General features: G+C 39.7%; 18 protein-coding genes and 2 pseudogenes. 11 read left to right on the plus strand and 9 right to left on the minus strand.

What is annotated here, in order from left to right; all coding sequences use genetic code 11:
* Positions 1-326: 326 nt before the first annotated feature.
* From U2718_RS22740 to U2718_RS22750, 3 genes are all read left to right on the plus strand, one after another.
* On the plus strand, positions 327-539 hold the full coding sequence (locus U2718_RS22740) for a hypothetical protein (protein WP_342002452.1): 213 nt from the start codon (positions 327-329) through the stop codon (positions 537-539).
* Positions 536-1,675: an alpha/beta fold hydrolase gene (locus U2718_RS22745; protein ID WP_342002453.1), complete on the plus strand. Its 1,140-nt coding sequence runs from the start codon at positions 536-538 to the stop codon at positions 1,673-1,675. The genes U2718_RS22740 and U2718_RS22745 overlap by 4 nt, the downstream gene beginning before the upstream one ends.
* 266 nt (positions 1,676-1,941) lie before the next feature.
* Positions 1,942-4,161: a serine/threonine-protein kinase gene (locus U2718_RS22750; RefSeq protein ID WP_342002454.1), complete on the plus strand. Its 2,220-nt coding sequence runs from the start codon at positions 1,942-1,944 to the stop codon at positions 4,159-4,161.
* 15 nt (positions 4,162-4,176) lie between these two features.
* Here U2718_RS22750 and U2718_RS22755 read toward each other — a convergent pair.
* From U2718_RS22755 to U2718_RS22765, 3 genes and pseudogenes are all read right to left on the minus strand, one after another.
* Positions 4,177-4,458 (minus strand): annotated as a pseudogene (locus U2718_RS22755) (type II toxin-antitoxin system RelE/ParE family toxin); the annotation flags it as partial.
* 17 nt (positions 4,459-4,475) lie between these two features.
* The gene (locus U2718_RS22760; protein ID WP_342002455.1) at positions 4,476-4,952 is read right to left on the minus strand and encodes a type II toxin-antitoxin system HicB family antitoxin; all 477 of its coding nucleotides are present in this window, start codon (positions 4,950-4,952) and stop codon (positions 4,476-4,478) included.
* Between the two features lie 16 nt (positions 4,953-4,968).
* Positions 4,969-5,250 (minus strand): type II toxin-antitoxin system HicA family toxin, encoded by a 282-nt coding sequence (locus U2718_RS22765; RefSeq protein ID WP_342002456.1) that lies wholly within the window; start codon positions 5,248-5,250, stop codon positions 4,969-4,971.
* Positions 5,251-5,363: 113 nt separating this feature from the next.
* Here U2718_RS22765 and U2718_RS22770 point away from each other — a divergent pair, with 113 nt between their 5' ends.
* The 4 genes from U2718_RS22770 (at position 5,364) to U2718_RS22785 (ending at position 7,008) form a co-directional block, all read left to right on the plus strand.
* Entirely contained in the window at positions 5,364-5,741 is a 378-nt protein-coding gene (locus U2718_RS22770) for a DUF433 domain-containing protein (RefSeq protein WP_342002457.1), read from the plus strand.
* The gene (locus U2718_RS22775) at positions 5,738-6,130 is read left to right on the plus strand and encodes an ACP S-malonyltransferase (RefSeq protein ID WP_342002458.1); all 393 of its coding nucleotides are present in this window, start codon (positions 5,738-5,740) and stop codon (positions 6,128-6,130) included. Before U2718_RS22770 ends, U2718_RS22775 begins: the two co-directional genes overlap by 4 nt.
* A gap of 259 nt (positions 6,131-6,389) precedes the next feature.
* On the plus strand, positions 6,390-6,629 hold the full coding sequence (locus U2718_RS22780; protein WP_342002459.1) for a helix-hairpin-helix domain-containing protein: 240 nt from the start codon (positions 6,390-6,392) through the stop codon (positions 6,627-6,629).
* A 1-nt stretch (position 6,630) separates the two neighbouring features.
* The gene (locus U2718_RS22785) at positions 6,631-7,008 is read left to right on the plus strand and encodes a cupin domain-containing protein (protein WP_342002460.1); all 378 of its coding nucleotides are present in this window, start codon (positions 6,631-6,633) and stop codon (positions 7,006-7,008) included.
* Between the two features lie 24 nt (positions 7,009-7,032).
* On the opposite strand, the gene U2718_RS22790 is transcribed toward U2718_RS22785, so the two are convergent.
* Positions 7,033-7,824: an ABC transporter ATP-binding protein gene (locus tag U2718_RS22790; RefSeq protein WP_342002461.1), complete on the minus strand. Its 792-nt coding sequence runs from the start codon at positions 7,822-7,824 to the stop codon at positions 7,033-7,035.
* A 239-nt stretch (positions 7,825-8,063) separates the two neighbouring features.
* Positions 8,064-9,011 carry a branched-chain amino acid ABC transporter permease gene (locus U2718_RS22795; protein WP_342002462.1) on the minus strand — a complete coding sequence of 316 codons (948 nt, stop codon included), beginning with the start codon at positions 9,009-9,011 and terminating at the stop codon, positions 8,064-8,066.
* Positions 9,012-9,387: 376 nt separating this feature from the next.
* Between U2718_RS22795 and U2718_RS22800 the strand changes: the two genes are divergently transcribed.
* The 4 genes from U2718_RS22800 (at position 9,388) to U2718_RS22815 (ending at position 14,479) form a co-directional block, all read left to right on the plus strand.
* A complete protein-coding gene (locus U2718_RS22800; RefSeq protein WP_342002463.1) occupies positions 9,388-9,936 on the plus strand; it encodes a pentapeptide repeat-containing protein in 549 nt (182 codons plus the stop codon).
* Positions 9,937-10,113: 177 nt separating this feature from the next.
* Complete coding sequence (locus U2718_RS22805) at positions 10,114-11,250, plus strand: D-alanine--D-alanine ligase family protein (RefSeq protein WP_342002464.1); 1,137 nt, start codon at positions 10,114-10,116, stop codon at positions 11,248-11,250.
* Positions 11,251-11,435: 185 nt separating this feature from the next.
* Positions 11,436-12,083, plus strand: coding sequence for a hypothetical protein (locus U2718_RS22810; protein WP_342002465.1), 648 nt, complete (start codon positions 11,436-11,438; stop codon positions 12,081-12,083).
* A 1,073-nt stretch (positions 12,084-13,156) separates the two neighbouring features.
* Positions 13,157-14,479 carry a PAS domain-containing sensor histidine kinase gene (locus U2718_RS22815; protein WP_342002466.1) on the plus strand — a complete coding sequence of 441 codons (1,323 nt, stop codon included), beginning with the start codon at positions 13,157-13,159 and terminating at the stop codon, positions 14,477-14,479.
* Between the two features lie 19 nt (positions 14,480-14,498).
* On the opposite strand, the gene U2718_RS22820 is transcribed toward U2718_RS22815, so the two are convergent.
* From U2718_RS22820 to U2718_RS22835, 4 genes and pseudogenes are all read right to left on the minus strand, one after another.
* Positions 14,499-16,364, minus strand: a complete 1,866-nt coding sequence (locus tag U2718_RS22820; RefSeq protein WP_342002467.1) for a CheR family methyltransferase — start codon at positions 16,362-16,364, stop codon at positions 14,499-14,501.
* Positions 16,365-16,521: 157 nt separating this feature from the next.
* A complete protein-coding gene (locus tag U2718_RS22825; protein WP_342002468.1) occupies positions 16,522-17,091 on the minus strand; it encodes a chemotaxis protein CheB in 570 nt (189 codons plus the stop codon).
* Positions 17,081-18,139: a chemotaxis protein CheB gene (locus U2718_RS22830; protein ID WP_342002469.1), complete on the minus strand. Its 1,059-nt coding sequence runs from the start codon at positions 18,137-18,139 to the stop codon at positions 17,081-17,083. The genes U2718_RS22825 and U2718_RS22830 overlap by 11 nt, the downstream gene beginning before the upstream one ends.
* Positions 18,140-18,305: 166 nt before the next feature.
* Positions 18,306-18,570, minus strand: a pseudogene (locus tag U2718_RS22835) (hypothetical protein).
* Positions 18,571-19,447: the final 877 nt, after the last annotated feature.

Genomic DNA, 19,447 nt, shown 5'->3' on the forward strand with positions numbered 1-19,447 from the left:
CTTTGTTGCTAAAGCTGCTCCTACAATTTTACTTTGTATAGCACTATTCAATTTAAATTTTTACTAATATCATCCTTTAGAGTATGTGAGCTTTAAGCCTATTGATAGGGCTTTTAAGTAATGACGGGAAATATTATCGAAATACGACGCCATATTTAGAAACAAACGGACGTAAATAAACATAAACAAATAAGATAGTTAGTTATTCAGTTTTAGTTAAAAATTGTTACTTAATAGTTGTTAGTAGTTGTTAATTGCAACTAAAAATCAGCAAGATAAGTCCATTAATTTAATTCAACAATTGCAATTAGATTGGGAGTACAAAAATGATAACTATACGCTCACCCAGATATAGTCCTAATCAAAAGGTTTTCTTTATCGGTGGTGTAGGCAAAGTTTTATGTTTACAGCCGACCTCTGGAACATGGACTTACGCCATTGAATTAGAAATGGGAGAAGCCCCAGAAGTCGGTAGATTAGGTGCTGAAACAACGATTCTACTATATGAAACGGAAATTAATGGTGTAATGAGTTCATGAATACTTCTACTCAGTTCTATTATCCTGAATTTGGCATACCTAGCTATTTAATTGTATTGATATCGGCATTTCCTTTCTCAATCTTTCTGATTACTTTTGCTATTAATCAATCAGATATCATTAGTTTCTATTTCTACGTTTATACAGCTTGTATTATTGTTGGTTTACCATTTATTGCAACGCTGAATAGAGAAAATGCGGCATTGCAGTCAGTGAGAAAATCTGTACAGAAAAGCGGTATTTCTGCAATACAGCAGCGTGGTAACTATAAAGATTGGCAGTGGCGAGGTTGGAAGGTTCGTTACACTTTTGTATCTAACCCTAAAAGTCGGTTGTCGGTGATTTTATTGCACGGCTTTGGTGCATCTATCGGTCATTGGCGACAAAATATACCAGAACTAGCAAAGTATTACAACGTTTATGCACTGGATTTGTTGGGTTTTGGAGCTTCTACTAAGCCAGATATTTCCTATTCTGTAGGACTGTGGACAGAGCAAGTTTATGAATTTTGGCAAACCTTTGTCAAAGAACCTGCTGTATTAGTAGGTAATTCTATTGGCTCTGTAACTTGCTTGGCAACGGCAGCAGCTCATCCAGAGATTGTACGAGGTGTAGCCATGATTAGTTTACCGGATACATCTCATACTGAAGAATCAATCCCAAAAGCTATACGCCCATTCATCAATCGCCTGAAGAGCATTTGCTCCTCACCTTTGCTACTGCAACCACTGTTTTACTTATTACGTTATCCTTGCATTCTCAGACATTGGCTGGGAATGGCGTATGCTCGCAAAGAAGCAATTACCGAAGAACTGATTGAAATTCTCAGTGCACCTGCTCGCGATCGCTATTCTGCTAGAGCATTTTGTGCCATTATCAAAGCAATGCTCAGTCCGCAATTTTATCCTTGCATTAAGTCTAGTTTGAGTAATCTCCAGATTCCTTCGTTATTGTTATGGGGTAAAGGCGATCGCATGATTCCCTCTACTCTCTCAAAGCGCTTTTTAAATTACAACCCAGCACTGCAATTAATAGAAGTAGAAAATGCCGGACATTGCGCCCACGATGAGCATCCCGAACAAGTAAACCGGGAATTGCTTTTGTGGATTCAAACAGAGGTATTGAAAGCTTTGTAAGTAAAAGGCAGGAGGCACAGAGCAGCGCCGTGCGGGGGTTCCCCCCGTTATAGCGACTGCCCAGAGGCAGAGGGCAGAAGGGAAAGAATTAATACAAATCCTAAAACTATGCACAAGCGATCATTAAATCGTAGGGTGTGTTGTCGCCAAGCGCAACACACCATTATAGATTCCTGTTAAGAATGATAAGAAAACCAAGTGCGATCGCGCTAATTACAAAATTTGGTTGTGGCATAATCAACCTTACAGTATTAAAGTCATAACCAATGGTTTGGGCAGCTGGACACAAGTTGCAGGGCGATAAGTACATCATCGAACAAGTCCTGGGGCAAGGAGGATTCGGAATTACTTGTAAAGCACGACACACGTTCCTGAACAATCTCGTGGTAATTAAAACGCCTAACGAAAGCCTGCAAAACGATCCAGAATATCCCAAATACGTAAAGCGATTCATTGAAGAAGGGCGACGGCTGGAAAAGCTTTCTGAAACGCAACATCCCAATATTGTGCGCGTCAGGGATTTGTTTCATGAAGGCGGCATATACTGTCTAGTAATGGATTTTGTCCAAGGAGAGAGTTTATTTAATCTAGTACAGCGACGGGGAGCCTTACCTACCGACGAAGCTGTTAAATGTATACACCAAATCGGCGAAGCTTTGAAAGTTGTACACCAAGCAGGATTGGTACATCGCGATGCTCACCCTGGTAACATTATGGTGCAGCAAGATGGTAAAGCTGTTCTCATTGACTTTGGCATTGCTGGCGAAGCTGTACCTGCCACAGTCAGTTCAAAGTTTTTTGCTAATGTCGCCTTTGCCCCTTACGAACAAATGGGAGGCGGTCGAGAACCACGTGTCGATGTTTACTCTTTGGCTGCGTCTTTATACTATGCCATCACAGGTCAACGTCCGGTAACTTCCCTTGACCGCAAGCTATACAGTACTCCGTTAGTTCCACCACAGCAATATATTCCTAGTATCAGCGATGACTTAAATCAGGCAATTCTCAAGGGGATGGAACTAGAACCCCAAGACCGTCCCCAAACCATGCAAGAATGGTTGGAAATGCTAGCTCCTAAACAAGTTATAACAGTTTGGTCATCTGGGCATTTGCTCCGTGATGGTAAGTATACTATCGACAGGATTCTTGCCCAAGGTGGCTTTGGCATCACCTATTTAGCTAGACATGAGAATGGGACACTAGTTGTTATTAAGACTCTCAATGAAATAGTACAAAGCCGACCAGATTTTGCCAAATTACAAGAAGATTTTGTGAGAGAGGCACTACGGTTAGCCAAATGCAGTCATCCACATATTGTGCGGGTTGATGATGTATTCCAGGAAGGGCAGCTGTGGTGCATGGCGATGGAATACATTCAAGGGAGACATCTTGCAGATATAGTTGTCAATCGTGGTATTTTGCCAGAAGCTGAAGCATTAGGTTACATTCGCCAGATTGGAGAAGCGCTAACAGTTGTTCACAAACAAGGCTTATTACATCGAGATGTTAAACCAGCAAATATTATTGTGCGTGCCGATAAACCAGAAGCAGTATTAATTGATTTTGGGATTGCGCGGGAATTCAGCCCTGATTTACCACAACTGCACACGGCAAATCTTTCTCATTGCTTTGCACCAATTGAGCAGTATTTAACAGTAGCACAACGAGGTGCTTATACCGATGTTTATGCTTTAGCTGCAACCCTATATTTTCTGTTAACCAAAAGGCTACCTCCGCCTGCTCCACTTCGAGCTAATGGTACAGAATTATTAGAGCCTCCACAACGGATTAATTCCAGTATTAGCAACAGAGTGAATCGGGCAATTTCAAGAGGAATGAAGTTAGAGGCAAAAGATCGTCCGCAATCAATGCAGGAATGGTTAGAGTTGTTGAAAGAGCCTCAGCCAAAGCCAACTAAAACTGTTCCATCTTCACCACCTCAACAACCTGTTATAGTTCAGCCAGTCAATCTTTCTACACCGCGACCAAAAACTATTCCTTGGGGCTGGTTATTTTACGTTGTTTTTATTTACTTAATTGTCGGCTTTCTCTCAGTAAATTTGGGGTTAGTGTGGGCTGGGGCTGGGATTTTGATTTGGGCTGGGCTTTTGACCTGGTCTGAAGTGATGAGGAGGGCTAAGATTGAGTCGAGTGAGTCGTGGTCTCCACAGATTGGGTACGGGGCTATAGTTTTTGCTATTCGTGGAACTGGGGATTTGGCTAGGGCTTGGGTTGAGTCTTTGGCTTGGGCTGGGGCTTTGGCTTGGCCTTTAGCTTGGGTTGGGACTTTTGTTGTGATTTGGGCTTTGACTTTGATTGCAATTGGTATATTATTTGGACTTTTTGTTGAAGTTTTGTCAGAGCCTATAGATAAGCTAGAAGAATCCTTAAGTAAATGGCTTATATTTCTAATTTTAGCTGCAACTTCTAGCTTGGGTTTGGGACTGGGGAGGTTGGTGTATCAAATCTTCCCGATATTTAATTAAGATTTACTGTCGCTTCTACTCATCAGATTCGCTTTGTAAATCAAATAGCTTAAGCTGCCTTAATGAATGGAAAACTGTCAGAATATTGACATTTTCATTACTCACCAAATACACCATCCGGTAACTACCAAAGATAATCTCTCGAATATCTTCTTGACTAAATTCTGGTACTACACGTCCCAATCGCTGAAATTGCTCTAGAAGTTCTACCGCTTGAAATACCGGATCTACAAATACCTGAGCAAAACTCGGTGCATTTTGTGCAATCAAATCACCTATTGCTTGTAAATCATCTAAAGCTTGACTAGTTCAGCTTACTCTTGCCATGTCTTCATTTGTTTTTTGGCTTCTTCATGTGACATAGTATTACCAGCCTCCACTTGCTTCAAACCTTGATTAATTTTGTACAAAAATTTGTCACTCACCTCATCCAATACAGACAAAATATATTCGTTCAAACTCACTCCTTCCCTTTGGGCTAATGCTGACAAACTACGGTGCAATGCTTTAGGTATCCGTATTTGTAAATCAAAACTATCATTGATTTCTGTGCTAGGTAAAGGAATTTCATCTCCCTTTTCATAAATAGTTTCAATCCACAATTCGCGTGCTTCAGCAATATTATCAATTGTTTCTTCCAATGTTTCACCTTGAGTTAAGCATCCTGGTAAATCTTTTATTTCAGCAACGTATCCTCCTTCTTCAACATCAGGATACAGAGTAATCGGATAATTCAAGTTTAGGTAATAATCCAACGATTTAAGTTCCGCTTGTGCTTGTTCATTTTTCATGATTTTACTTTTCCTCTTATTCATTTTCTATATTTTCTTCTCCCTCTAAAATATTTTGTAGCCATTGCTCTAAATTTAATAAATTAACTACTCTTTTTATATAAACTTTCTTAACCTTCTTTCCACCCTTTTTGGGAATCGTCAAAACCCTTACTTCACTATCTTCAAAAGTATGATGGCTTCCCTTAGAACGCTTTTCCTCAAATCCAAATGCCTCAAGCACATACTGCAAATCTTCAAAACGTACTTCAGGTGGGTTGGCAAGCAATTGCTTGACTAGTTTATTTAATTTACTCATCTAAACATAATACTAATACGTAGAAAATATTGGCTACAACTGCATTTTAAAGGCGCAATGTTTATAAGGTATGATAGAAACAGGTTAAAAACAGGTTCTAAAGGGCTGTAAATATGGCTTCAGTACCCAACCAACAAGCAGGAATTATCCGTACAGAGCGTGGGCTTGTGGTCGCAGGTACTCGCATCACGCTATACCAGTTCATGGACTACCTCCATGCAGGACACACACCCCAGTCTTTCCGCCATCATTTTCCTCAGATTACAGATGAACAATTTGATGCAGCTATATCCTACATTGAAGCGAACCGTGCTGAAGTGGAAGCAGAGTATCAAATTGTGGTGAAAGAAGATGAAGAAACTCGGCAGTACTGGGAGGAGCAAAATCGCGATCGCTTTGCTCAAATTGCTAAACTGCCACCGCCACCAGGTAGAGAAGCAGCCTGGGCAAAACTTCAGGCGCAAAAGGCAAGGCTTAAGTCTAAGCCATGAAGTTTCTGATTGACCACAATATTAGAGGACAAGCGAAGCTTCTATTGGACGTTATCATTAACCAAGGCTGGCTTGATGTCATTGAGATTCGCTTCGTGATGTTTGAAGAGATGTCATTGACAATTGATAGCAGCGATAGAGTAGTTTGGCGATTGGCACAAGCAAACAAGATGATTCTACTGACTGCAAATCGAAGTGCCAAAGGCAAGGATTTGTTAGAGCAGGTGCTGCGTGAAGAAAACACGCTCGATTCATTACCTGTGATTACAATTGCAAATGTCAATCGAGTGAGTGAATCTGAATATCGAGAACTTTGTGTTAATTGTCTGGTTGAGATTGCACTTTATGTTGAGAACTATCTGGGTGTAAGACGAATTTTTATTCCGTGAGGAAGTTTATTCAGGCAAGGGCGATCGCTGTTATCTTAGCGGCAAATAAGTGGAAATTTTCTCTATTCTGTTTGACTTCACCCTTTCTCCAGTAGAAGAGGTGCAACCGTGGGGTACTCCTGATATCATGTCTTTTGACATTTCACCTTGAGCGATATAATAAAACGCGAGTTGTCTTGAAACTGAATTACAGAGCACATTTTGTTTATTGTCTACTTAGTCTTTACGGTTATTCTTCTGTTGCCGGAGTTTAAACACAATGCCTTTCCCCGATCGCGAAAAGCAATCGATGCTGAGACTCAAAGGAGTAGGAGAAAAAGTTATTCAGCGACTCGAACAAGCTGGTTTTTCCTCTTTAAAGGAGCTGCAATCAGCCAATATCGATGATGTCACGATGCAAATCTCTCAAATGCTTCAGTTAACTTGTTGGCGTAACAGCCCACAAGCACGAGCTTCTATACAAGCAATTATCAACCTAGCTAATGCTCAGAAATCTTGACATGACTAGAATATTCAACAGTTCTAAATTTCTTCAGCCAACAGATGGGGAACCTATCCGTTCGGTTGTTACAGAATCCAAGGATGCTGTTGTTGTAGCCTGGTACATCAAACCGGGGCAGGAAATCGCTCCACACATTCACCCTCATGGGCAAGATACTTGGACTATTCTGAGCGGGAAGGGAAAATATTATTTGGATCGAGCTGGCACTGCGAAGCCGATTTTTGCAGGGGATGTGGTAGTTGCTCATACTGGTTGCGTGCATGGAGTATTCAATCACGGTGACGAGCCATTGGTTTTTATTTCAGTTGTATCACCTGCCGATGCAGGATATGAACTTGTTGCGATTGAAACTATGTCGCTTAATACTTCACCTTAATCAGCTTGGATTGTGGATTTTTCTTCAATCATTTCCCAGATACGCCTCAATCACAGCCTGATTATTTCTAACTACCGCTGGTTCACCCAAAGCAATTAATTGCCCAAAATCTAAAACCGCAATGCGATCGCATAATCCCATCACTAGGGGGACGTGATGCTCAATCAGAATTATCGTTAAATTAAAGCGATCGCGTAAGTTGCGAATAAAATCACTGAGTAGTTGTTTCTCGTTGGGGTTCATTCCTGCTGCTGGTTCATCAAGGAGCAATATTTGTGGTTCTAGGGCTAAAGCGCGAGCAATTTCTAAACGACGCTGATCGCCGTACGCAAAGTTTTTAGCTTTTTCGTCTGCGCGTTTGTCTAATCCAACTAATGTTAATAACTCTAGAGCCTTCTGGTAATTTTTGTTTTCTTCTTGAGGCGCTGGTGGTATTCCCAGAGTACCCGTGAGCATATTGCTATGAATATGTAAATGTCGTGCAATAATGACATTTTCCAGTGCTGAAAGTTCACCAAAAAGACGAATATTCTGAAAAGTTCGAGCAATACCTAAACTAGCAATTTCATGTGGACGAAGTTGAGAAATTTCTTTACCTTGATATATTAATTTCCCACTCGAAGGTGGAATTAAGCCTGTCATTAAATTAAACAGTGTTGTCTTACCTGCGCCATTAGGGCCAATTAGTCCAAATATTTCATATTTATTGACTGTAAAAGATACATTATTCACTGCTACTAATCCCCCAAACTTACGAGTGAGGGAGTTTGCATCTAAGATAATACTATTATTCGATTCTAAAATTTCGTATGACATTGTTTTGGCGTTATTAATTTACATCTTGCACCAGTTCCAACAGCCTGGAGGCAAACGTTGAAAGCCTAGTTACCAGGATTAACCTGGTAACTAAAACTAGAACCTCTGGCTTTTATAAAAAAACTAACTATAGGACTCGCAAAATTCCTCTCAAATCTTCTTTCCTCCGTGATCCCTGCGTCTGGAGTGGTTTATTATTCCATAACTCGTGCGTAAGTCTTGTAACTAACAAAAAACATTCAACTTGATAATTTACTGCTATGCTTATCTCTCGGCTTACGTTTTTTAAATATATCTGGAGTCACAAGTCCTTGGGGAAAAAATATTGTTCCTAATACTATTAATAAGCCAAAAATAATTAATCTACCATCTCGCAAAAATTGTGCTAACCAATCGGGTAAACCGCCTGTATCAGCTATACTTCTTAAAACTTCTGGCAGAGCTGTAAATAACATTCCTCCTAACACGGCTCCCAAAAAAGTTCTGGAACCACCGATTAAGACAAAAGTTAAGTAAATAATACTGGCATCAAATGTACCTTGACGGGCATTCCATGTATTCAGAAAGTGAGCGCTAATTGCACCAACAACTCCAGCCAAAATAGCCCCTAAAGTGAAAGCTAAAACTTTGTAGTAAGTTGAGTTAATTCCCATTGCACTTGCTGCCAACTCATCCTCACGAATTGCGGTGAAAGCTCTACCTACACGGATGCGTTCCAGACGATACATTAACACCATACTAACTATTAGTAATGGTAGGGCAATCCACAAATACTCGATTGGAGTTTGGAAAGGTTGAGGAATGGCAAAAATTCCTACAGCACCGCCCGTAATCTCTAAATTTAGAGAAATTACACGTAATACTTCTACAAAAGCAATGGTAGCGATCGCTAAATAAATTCCTCGCAACCGTAATGCCGGAACTCCCACTGCCACTCCCAATAAACCAGAAACTACAACAGCAATTAACATTTCCAATAATAGTAGTGGGATTGGGAACAAATTGCTGCTTGATGTAAAAACTTTTGTAGATAAAATTGCTGCTATGTATCCGCCTAAAGCATAAAAGCCGGGACTTGCTAAAGATAACTGCCCAGCCATGAGCGGCAGATACAGCGACAGCCCAAGCAGCGCTCCCAACACCATAGAGACAATTAAAGAACCGTAAGTAGCAAAAAATTCGGCCATTTTTGACTAAGTTATAGTATAGTGTCCCATATTAGTGAATAAATAGTTTAAACAAATCACCAAGTCTGGTTTTCGTCATTAATTGTACAAAGTTTCATTAGTTTAGGAATTATAACTATTTGATAAGAAATATTAATAAAAATTCAAATAAAATAGCTTTTTGAATTATTAACAGGAAACTTGTCAAGACTTTCCTAAATTATGCATATTTCCATTAAGTAAGCGTTCCATATTTCCAAAACTCTAGCAGAATAATATTACAAAGTTTTAGCAAAAGAAATACCAATTGCTGGCAACTCAATATTTGGTGTGGTTTGAGTAGAGTAAAACCCATTACTAAATTTGCTGATTTGTAATAATTGCGAGGGAGATAATTATGGACGTTAATATACTCCTAAATCGATACGCAGCAGGAGAAAGAGATTTTAATGGTGCAAACCTGCATAAAGCAAATCTTGGTGAAGCTGATTTAAGTGGTGCAAATTTCTGTGGAGCTGACTTGAGCGGAGCAGATTTGAGTCGAGCCGATTTGAGTAGATGCAACTTCAGTCGAGCAAATTTGACTGATGCAGATTTAACAGGGGCGAATCTGAATGGTGCAAACTTGAGCGAGGCTAACTTTATTGGAGCAGATTTAATTAATGTCAATTTAGAGGAAACAAACTTAAGTCGTGCAGATTTACGGGGTGCAAATCTAATTAGAGCAAATTTAATCAGGGCAAACCTCAGTGAAGCAGAATTGAGTGGCGCTGATTTATCTGGAGCCAATCTCAGTCAGACAAATTTGATTGAAACACACTTAGCTGAAGCTGAACTTAATGGTGTAGATTTAACAGGAGCAATCCTCACTGATAAAGAGATGAGTGGAACAATCTTGCATACTGGCTTATCTCACAAATGGGTAACTTGGGCTGGTGGTAGCTGAGGATCGAGAGAAGAGGACACCCAGACGCGGGGAGAGGGAGAAACGGGGACGCGGAGAATTTTTGATTCACATTCTTGCCCTTCTGCTTCTTTCCTATTCCCCCAACCCTATCCCCTGTTCCCTATCTTAAATTGTGATAGGCTATCTGCAATTGCGGAGTGATATAAGGTATTTCAAATGACTAAGCTGCGGGTGGGATTGCTGTTTGGCGGTTGTTCGGGCGAACATGAGGTATCAATTAATTCGGCAAGGGCGATCGCCAAAGCTTTGAGTACAGAGCAAAATGCCAGTAAATACGAAATTCTGCCTTTCTACATTCAAAAAGATGGACGTTGGTTGGCAGGAAATGTATCGCATCAAGTCTTAAAATCAGGAAAGCCATTACAACTGCCTGGCTCTACGCCTGAGCCTCAAGAAAATCAATTGGAAAGTGATAGTTCGCAATTATCAACCGCCGATCGCCTATCTTTGAGTCGTTGGCAATCTCCTTCTCAAGTTGCAGAAGTTGATGTTTGGTTTCCCATTCTACACGGGCCGAATGGCGAAGATGGCACCATTCAAGGTTTACTCACATTGATGCAAGTGCCTTTTGTTGGCTCTGGGGTATTGGGATCGGCAATGGGCATGGATAAAATAGCCATGAAAATGGCCTTTGCCCAAGCTGGATTACCGCAAGTAAAATATCTGGCGGTTAATCGTTCTCAAATTTGGTCTAATCCTTGTGTTTTCCCCAAACTGTGTGATCAAATCGAATTAGATTTGGGTTATCCCTGCTTTGTCAAGCCTGCAAATTTAGGTTCATCAGTGGGAATTGCTAAAGTGCGATCGCGCCAAGAATTAGAGACAGCATTGGATAATGCCGCCAGTTATGATCGCCGGATTATTGTCGAAGCTGGAGTCATAGCCAGAGAATTAGAGTGTGCTGTTTTAGGAAACGATCAACCTAAAGCTTCTGTCGTAGGTGAAATTACTTATAGTAGTGACTTCTATGATTATGAAACTAAATATACACAAGGTAAGGCAGATTTAGTAATACCCGCTAAAGTATCAGATGCAGTGACTCGTCAAATTCAGGAAATGGCTTTGCAAGCCTTTGTAGCCATTGACGCTGCTGGATTGGCAAGAGTTGACTTTTTTTACGTAGAAGCCACAGGCGAAGTTCTCATTAACGAAGTAAATACTTTACCAGGCTTTACAGCAACAAGTATGTATCCCTTACTGTGGGAACACAGTGGTGTCTCCTTTCCAGAATTAGTTGATCGATTAATTCAACTAGCTATAGAAAGACACCCTGTTTCAAAGGACAGAGAATAAAAGTACAGATTTTGTCATTCAAAGAGCAAACAGTAGCAAAAAATACTATTTTCTGACAAAAAACATCAAATTATCTAGTCTAATTCTTATAAAAAGGCTACTTTAATTTGATGTTTTGTTACGGATACGTGATAGCTTGCCCTTCGGTACAATCAAAAAACAAGAGGGAAGTCTCACAAGTAGTCATGAAAAACACTCAGAGTGTACAGGAGCCACTGGCAGTACAAACACCTGCACCCGAAAAAATAAGAAACACTAGACGGATTTCTCTGATCAATCTACTTACGCAATATCCTTGGCTATTGTTGGGTGGTACACTGGTGACTTTTTTGTCTAGTGCTGCTGTAGCTCTGTACAGTCTTGGCTACGTAGGGCATATAGAGCCGCAAACTTCAGAAGACACAGCCGCGCTACAAGAATTTGAGCTAGAATCAGCAGCCACTGCATATGCTCAAACTGCCAACGCATCTAATAATCCTCTACCCTTATGGATGATAGCTGCGATCGCTCTGAGTTGTGCAAGCGGATGCTTGATAATTTTCCGCTTACTAAATCATCCAGTTAAACAACGAAAAATCCACAGAAATGCCAGGCGCTCTCAATCACGCTCTACACAGCGCCCCTTCCCAAAACTGGAACCGCCTCCTACTAAAAATTTACCAGTATTTGTACCGCGATCAGCACGTACAACATTTACAATGCCAGATGAAAAAAGTCCAGTGGTAACAGTTCTACCACCAGAAGAAAATTTTAACCAGAATCACGAAGAATCTCTAGCCGGAAGCCTAGATATTCGTAAACAAACTTCTTTATCTACTCTTTTACGCAAGTAGTAATTTGATATCCTCTAAAAAAATACAGATCCCCGACTTCTTAAAGAAGTTTGGGGACTTTAGTATAAATTCTACATTTAATTTAGCTGTTCCACGTATTATTTTTTTATCTTATATTTTGCATTAGAATTATTTATTTTTTTGAGAAACTATCCAATAAAAAGGTTTAGAGATTATTCTCTGCTGAAAGTAACAAATATAGTGATGAATTCTCAGTTTACTACCATTATGTCACTATGTAAGAAATTGAGAGTTTAAGAGAACGAGAATCAGTATATTACTATTTAAGATTTTCTTTATAAATTGTCAATAAGTTCGCGATCGCACCTTACCGAGCTTAATTAGCCCGCAGGTTTGGTTTAGTTTGTGTGGCTGTGGCAGTTCTGGTTCACCACTGCATTGGCTCCTCTATTATGGCGACAACCGTAGATATTTTTTAATCTTAAAGTTTTTAAGTTCCGTAATTACTATTCAAGATATAGTCCAACTCATACTTTAGAAGTTGGTTTTTCTCACTATTGAGGGGATACAAAAGATTAAGAGATTTGTCACTGTAAATCAAAGGACTGTTTTATATCGACAAAGATAAATTTCCTAATAGTAAAGGAGCAAAAAAATTATGCCCTGAGGAGGTTGTCTAAATCAAAACTGAAAAACTAACACTTTATACTTTCAAAAACTTTATTTTGAAATGTCAGAGATGTATTTATTACCTGTGCTTTCAGGATATATTCAAAGATTGAATACTAATAAAAGCTTGGGAGGCGATTACAACACTTAGACCAAGGAAAAATTTTTCAATTTTCATCTCCTTAGATAATAACCATAAACACACATAATTATGAGAATTCGGAGATATTTTGTTTTTTATCCTTGTTTTTGAGGTAATTATGTCCGATAGCTGATTTTTCAAAGCTTAATTTTGATTTATCGTTTAACCCTTATGTATGTAGACTGTTGCTCTTTTAGAAGCTGAACGAATAGAAAACTCTTTTTCCCTAGTGCTGATGTGAATTGATAACAAATTTAATAAATTTTATTTAAAAACTATTATGTTCAAAGGAGGTTGCAGCGTGAATGCTTACAAGTTTGCCCAACAAGTAGACATTGTCCATCAACGGGCAAGTGAATTAAATACCCAAGCCTACTCTTCGTCTGAAGCACCATCGCCACTGTTACAAGAGTCACTTGAGGAACTAAACACAGCATTAGAAGAACTTCATGTGGCTGAAGAAGAGCTACGCCAGCAAAATGAAGAATTACTTATTGCTCGTCAAGCCTTGGAAATAGAGCGCAAGCGTTACCAAGAATTGTTTGATTTTGCACCAGATGCTTATTTAGTAACTGATATTGAAGGAAAAATTATAGAAGCTAACCTTACTGCTGCGAATCTATTCAAAATCTCACCAAAATTCCTCAGAGGTAAACTGCTTATTAACTTTATCCCTGAAAATCAGCGTCGAGCCTTTCGTTGCAAGTTATCTCAACTACACAATTTGGAACAAATCCAAGATTGGGAAATCCAAATGCAAACACGAGAAAGGCTTTGCTTTGATGCTGCAATTAGTATTGCTACAATTCGTGACGAGCTAGGCAACCCAAAGGAATGGCGCTGGCTAGTACGAGACATTAGCCTTCGCAAGCACATAGAACAACAAATTCGGGCTATGCAGCTCCAGAACTTACAACTACAAGAAGCAGCAAAGCTAAAATCGCACTTTTTGGCGATGATGTCTCATGAATTGCGTACCCCTATGAATGTCATATTGGGTTTTTCGCAACTGCTGTTACGTCCGCAATACAACCATTTCTCTCCTCAAGCGAGAAGTATGGTGGAACGCATCATCAATAGTGCCAAACACCTGCTAGCGCTGATCGAAGATATTCTTGACTTCTCTAAGCTCGAAGCAGGGCGCTTGGAGTTAAAACTGGAAGAATTTAACTTAGCAGAACTAGTAACTACAGTAACAGAAGAACTGCATTGTTTGGCTGAACAGAAAAATCTGACTTTACACATTCACGTACAACTGCAAGATCCCATCGTTATTAACGACATTAATCGTGTCCGGCAAATTTTGATTAACTTGCTTTCCAATGGCATCAAATTTACTGAGGTGGGTAGTGTCACTGTAGAAGTGCAAGAACTAACAAAAGACATCATAACGCTATCAGTTCGGGATACGGGAATCGGGATCGCTGAAGCTGATTTACAACACATTTTCCAGGAATTTCGACAAGTCGATCAGTTTCTCACACGTAAACATAATGGTACTGGTTTGGGACTATCTATAGTAGATAAGTTAGTGCGCTTGATGAACGGAGCGATCACCGTAAAAAGTCAATTGGGCGAAGGTTCAACTTTCTGCGTTCAATTGCCTAGAGTAGTAGCAAATTAATTACCTTATCCCCTTGTCTTCACTCTGCGCTGCCCACTTCCTCCATTAACAAGATCACCCCTTTAATCTCTTGTGTAGTCAAACCACGCAGTGGGGTGCAGGTAACTTTGCACAAAATTGACTTACCACGACGATTTGTGGCTTCTAGAATCACTTCTGGATCTGGTGACTCTCCTAGCAGGCAATAGCGAATTGGCTGTCTGAGTTGCTCAACTTGTAAACCAATATCCAAGTTGAGAAAGTGTCTACCTTTAACTTCATCAGCACGTACACCCCAAAGATCTTCACAACGATAGTTCCAAATTTGAATTTGCAGATCTTGGTTGAGAACAACAACTCCACTTTGTAAGCCAGCCAGAATAGATTCTAAAAAAGTATTGACTTGAATTAATTCATCACTGCGCTGACGCAGTTCGTCATTAAGTGTATGCAGTTCTTCGTTGGTTGATTGCAATTCTTCGTTCATCGTCTCCAGTTCTTCGTTGGTAGACTGGAGTTCTTCATTAGTAGTTTCTAATTCTTCAACAGTAGACTGGAGTTCTTCGTTGGTAGTTTCTAGTTCTTCGTTGGTTGATTGGAGTTCTTCATAAGCCGTCTCCAGTTCTTGATTGGCGTGTACTAGGTCGTTTTGTAACTGTTTAAATTGGGTAACATCAGTAAAGACGATTTTTACGCCTAATAACTCCTGACTGCTGTTATCAATCAGTGGTATGACGTGTACATCAAAATATCTGGTTTCCTGCTCTGCGATTGACCACTCTATGTCCTTCAAAATTACAGTACGACAATTTGTACTAGCTTGGTCAATAGGCGATCGCAACTCTATCGGTCGATAAGAAATTTCTAAATCTTGCAAGGGACGACCTAGATCCCTAGGATTAATATTAAATAAAGTGCGGGCTTGTTCGTTGGCTAACGCTAGCGAATTGTGGGTATCTACTATCACCTGAGCGATCGGGTCGATCTCGAAGGCGGCTTGATTAACACGGCTGATCTGGTCAACTATATCAAAGTGAGATTGCTGGCTAGTTGGTTGAGTCATACTCAGCAACATATCGCGGCGATTGCCATTTGCTACTTTAGTAAATATACGTCGCCGCAAGTCTAGGGGTGTAAAAGAGTGATTACGTGCAAATAGCATTTCTGCTTTGCCCAAAAATAGAAAGCCGCTATCGTGCAGGGCAAAGTGAAAGCGATCAAGAATTCTAGCTTGAGTCTCGGAATTGAAATACATCAAGGTGTTGCGACACACCAGCAGATCAATTCTAGAAATGGGTGCATCCTGAACTAAATCGTGGCGACCAAAAATTACGCCGCGACGCAGTTCTTTTTGTACTGTATAGCGCCCACCTGTTCGCTCGAAATACTTTTCTAGTAGTTCTGAGGGGATAGTTTGGATCTCTTTCGGACTGTAATTTGCATGACGAGCATACTCTAAAGCCTCCACATCCACATCAGTAGCAAAAACTTTGACTCTTGCAGTATACTGTTGCATACCCAATGCTTGAGCTAGCAACATGGCTATGGTGTATGTTTCTTCCCCAGAAGCGCATCCCGCACTCCATATCCGAATCGGCTGAGTAATAGGCTTGTTAGCAATCATCCGGGGAATAATTTCATTTGCTATGTATTCCCACGCCTCTGCATCGCGAAAAAAACCTGTGACATTAATTAAGATGGTATTGAAAAGCTCAACAAACTCGTCCGGATGTACTTCCAAATAATCTAAATATTCACTGTAACTTTCAATACCAAAAGTTTGCATCCGTCTGCGAATTCGACGGCTCAAACTAGTGCGTTTGTAACCCCTAAAATCAAAACCACGGTTACGTTTGATGTATTCTAAAAGGTTTTCTAGCTCAGGATTGGCATCCGTGGTACTCATAACGCTATGTAATATTTACTAAGTCAAAATCTTTGATCAATATGTTAAGAAAACTTGACAAATAGAAAATTTTAGCTAACTAAATGTTTAGCAATGTAAAAAATGTTATGTTTAGGAACTTACGTAAACAGAACAATTGTATATAAAAAATCAAAAGTTATTTATTAACTAAGTTAAGTAAAGTAGCGGCGATCGCATCCAAAGGCAAAATATAATCTACAACTCCGGTATGAATTGCGGCACCAGGCATACTGAAAAATTCTGAACTCGCCTGATCTTGAGCAATGACTATACCGCCCATCTCTTTTACTGCCTGTACTCCTGCTGCGCCGTCACTATCTTTACCAGTTAGAACAACAGCAATGACTCGTTCATGAAAACTTATGGCTGCGGAGTTAAACAATACATCCGCAGCAGGGCGGACATAGCGTACTTTTTGCGTATGAGCAAGAGACAAAGTACCATCTAAATTGATAAGTAAATGTTCGTCGGGAGGAGCAATATACACTGTACCTGGTTGTAAAATATCACCTGTATGTGCTTCCTTGACTACCAACGAGCAGCGCCTACTAAAAATATCTGCCAACATACTGGGATATTGCGGACTGAGGTGCTGTACTAGGACAATTGGTGCAGGAAAATCTGATGGCAAGCTTGACAAAACCTGACTCAAAGCTTTTAGCCCACCAGCAGATGACGCAAGTACAACTATGTATTTATATGTCATTCAAATCATGAATTACTGTTTCGCTTTCTAACTCAGAAGCTATACTTTGTTCTCCCACACCATCTTTTTTTACTAGTACATCTCTAATTACAGCAGCGCGTTTTTTGGCTTCTTTGGCATCCTTTTCCAATCGTTTGGCGGATAAATCATGATTGCGATCGCGCATTCGTTGAGCCATGCGAAGTGACAGAGAAGATTTCTCTTCCAGCGCCCTCAAAGCAATCCACAAAGCATCCTCCAAAGCATCAGATTGTTCTGCCAAAAGGCTTTCAGAAGAAAAAGCATGCCCCGTGCGACAGCGAAATCGTAACAAATCTCCATCTTGAATTTCCCAAAGAGTACCACCACAGGCAGGGCAGGAAAAACTTGATGGTTCACCAACTCTATTGCCATTTTCTACAGCATCCATATCCAACTCCGCTATATCAGATTCAAATTCAATTTCATCTGGTACAGAGTTATCTACTTCCTCTTCCACAGAAATCTCAGATAGCTCTACCAAAATAGATGGAATGTCCGCTAACGGCAGAATATAGTCTATCTTGTCTACGTTCTTGATCGCACTGCGTGGCATCCCACTATACATAGCATCATCGGGATGTTGAACTACCGCTACTCCACCACGCATTTTCACTGCGATCAGTCCCGCCGTACCGTCGTCAAGTACACCTGTGAGTACAACAGCAACAACTCGCCGTCCGTAAATTCTTGCTGCTGTCCGAAACAGCGGATCAACAGCCGGACGATGGCTGTTCTCCGTTGCTCCCCGTGATAAGCTCAAATATCCAGACTTTACTAATAAGTGATAATTTGGCGGAGCAACGTAAATTCGTCCTTGAATAATGGCGTCGCCATCTTTAGCATGAGATACTGGCAAATTTCCAGCTCTATTTAGGATGCGGGGTAAAACGCTTGTACCGTGAGCCGGCACATGAAGAACGATAAATACAGCAGCTTTTATATTTGAAGGTAAATTTTTTACTAGATAAGTAAGTGCTTCAACTCCACCTGCTGATGCTCCGACAACGACTATATCGTGTCCAGCCATGTATTCCTTTAATTTTTTAAAAGCAGCGAACCGAAAACGCGGCTAATTTAAACATAGCAAAATAGAGACATTTACTTATATAACTTGGAGAAGGAGATTTTAGAAAATAATATGAGTATTCATTGCTGAGGCTAGTAACCCATCGCTGCTACTTTCAGAACTAACTCTAATAGTTCACTCCGTTACCAATACCTAGTTCTTTTTTACTATGTTTTAACTGTTTCCAGAGCATCTGAATTTGTTTGTAGGCTTCTTCTGGAGAAAGCTTACCTGCCGTTTCTAAAGCACTGATGTAGCCTATTTTGCGTGCAAATTCTTGCAAATTGGCGTTAATTGGCGTTAAAAGCTAAGTACTTTGGTTTAACTTCTCCATGATAACGGCTTTGAGCATAGATAAAGTTATTTTTCTCTTGTTGATTTGATGGTATCACGCTATCCTACTAAATCTATCTTTTGATTGATGAACTATAAGCATTAAAGCAGTAATTGGCTATAGTTAACCTGTATCTATTTATATAAAATGGCTCTATCTAGAGCTATACTTTTCATTCATATAAGATTGTAATTACAAATACCAGTTTTATCCTGGTCATCGTCGATAAATTTAGTCAGCTTGAATAAATTTTTGGTATTGCAAACGTACAATATCTATTATCCTATCTCAAGACACTCCAAAGGAAATATCTCTAGTCCTTGTAGTAACCATAAAGCGAAACAACTAAATATAGTTTAGTTATTTTTATATCAGGTTATATACTGTGAATACACAACTTAAAAGGTCATTGATAGTAGGGTGTGTTACGGCTATGTAGAAATTTGAGCGTTTAAGAGAGTCAGATTAGCCGTAACGCACCAATAAATGCGGTGCGTTACGCGCTGCTCTAACGTACCCCACAATTTAAGGTTTACTTTATAAATCATCTCTGAATAACGCTAAAATTTATTATTTAAGATACTAAAAAATCATTTTGAAGTCAAAAAACTTCCTTTTTAACTTCTGTAAGCAAGTCAAAAAGCATTTAATCTTGAAAACTAAAGATTAAGTTCTAATTATTTATTGAAAAATTCTTTCCTAATATAGTTATTTTCACTCATGCACTTACATTTATAGTAAGTTATATTTTGAATTGTTTTATCAGAGCTTTTACATCTATCCCAAAATAATTGTTCCCTAAGAATAGGAATATTCAGCTTTAAGGATGAGGTTGCAGGATTACAGGTTATGTATTATCAACTATCATGTCCTTTTTGCATTTGTACTAGTGTGCTCAAGTTCAAATCTTGTCATAAATTTTGTAGATTAACTCA

It is taken from the genome of Chlorogloeopsis sp. ULAP02 (assembly GCF_038404745.2).
Taxonomy (GTDB): Bacteria; Cyanobacteriota; Cyanobacteriia; order Cyanobacteriales; family Nostocaceae; genus Chlorogloeopsis.

Coding starts and splice junctions, on each gene's coding strand:
- U2718_RS22740 (WP_342002452.1), top strand. CDS start 327: ATGATAACTATACGCTCACCCAGATATAGTCCTAATCAAAAGGTTTTC.
- U2718_RS22745 (WP_342002453.1), top strand. CDS start 536: ATGAATACTTCTACTCAGTTCTATTATCCTGAATTTGGCATACCTAGC.
- U2718_RS22750 (WP_342002454.1), top strand. CDS start 1,942: ATGGTTTGGGCAGCTGGACACAAGTTGCAGGGCGATAAGTACATCATC.
- U2718_RS22760 (WP_342002455.1), bottom strand. CDS start 4,952: ATGAAAAATGAACAAGCACAAGCGGAACTTAAATCGTTGGATTATTAC.
- U2718_RS22765 (WP_342002456.1), bottom strand. CDS start 5,250: ATGAGTAAATTAAATAAACTAGTCAAGCAATTGCTTGCCAACCCACCT.
- U2718_RS22770 (WP_342002457.1), top strand. CDS start 5,364: ATGGCTTCAGTACCCAACCAACAAGCAGGAATTATCCGTACAGAGCGT.
- U2718_RS22775 (WP_342002458.1), top strand. CDS start 5,738: ATGAAGTTTCTGATTGACCACAATATTAGAGGACAAGCGAAGCTTCTA.
- U2718_RS22780 (WP_342002459.1), top strand. CDS start 6,390: ATGCCTTTCCCCGATCGCGAAAAGCAATCGATGCTGAGACTCAAAGGA.
- U2718_RS22785 (WP_342002460.1), top strand. CDS start 6,631: ATGACTAGAATATTCAACAGTTCTAAATTTCTTCAGCCAACAGATGGG.
- U2718_RS22790 (WP_342002461.1), bottom strand. CDS start 7,824: ATGTCATACGAAATTTTAGAATCGAATAATAGTATTATCTTAGATGCA.
- U2718_RS22795 (WP_342002462.1), bottom strand. CDS start 9,011: ATGGCCGAATTTTTTGCTACTTACGGTTCTTTAATTGTCTCTATGGTG.
- U2718_RS22800 (WP_342002463.1), top strand. CDS start 9,388: ATGGACGTTAATATACTCCTAAATCGATACGCAGCAGGAGAAAGAGAT.
- U2718_RS22805 (WP_342002464.1), top strand. CDS start 10,114: ATGACTAAGCTGCGGGTGGGATTGCTGTTTGGCGGTTGTTCGGGCGAA.
- U2718_RS22810 (WP_342002465.1), top strand. CDS start 11,436: ATGAAAAACACTCAGAGTGTACAGGAGCCACTGGCAGTACAAACACCT.
- U2718_RS22820 (WP_342002467.1), bottom strand. CDS start 16,364: ATGAGTACCACGGATGCCAATCCTGAGCTAGAAAACCTTTTAGAATAC.
- U2718_RS22825 (WP_342002468.1), bottom strand. CDS start 17,091: ATGACATATAAATACATAGTTGTACTTGCGTCATCTGCTGGTGGGCTA.
- U2718_RS22830 (WP_342002469.1), bottom strand. CDS start 18,139: ATGGCTGGACACGATATAGTCGTTGTCGGAGCATCAGCAGGTGGAGTT.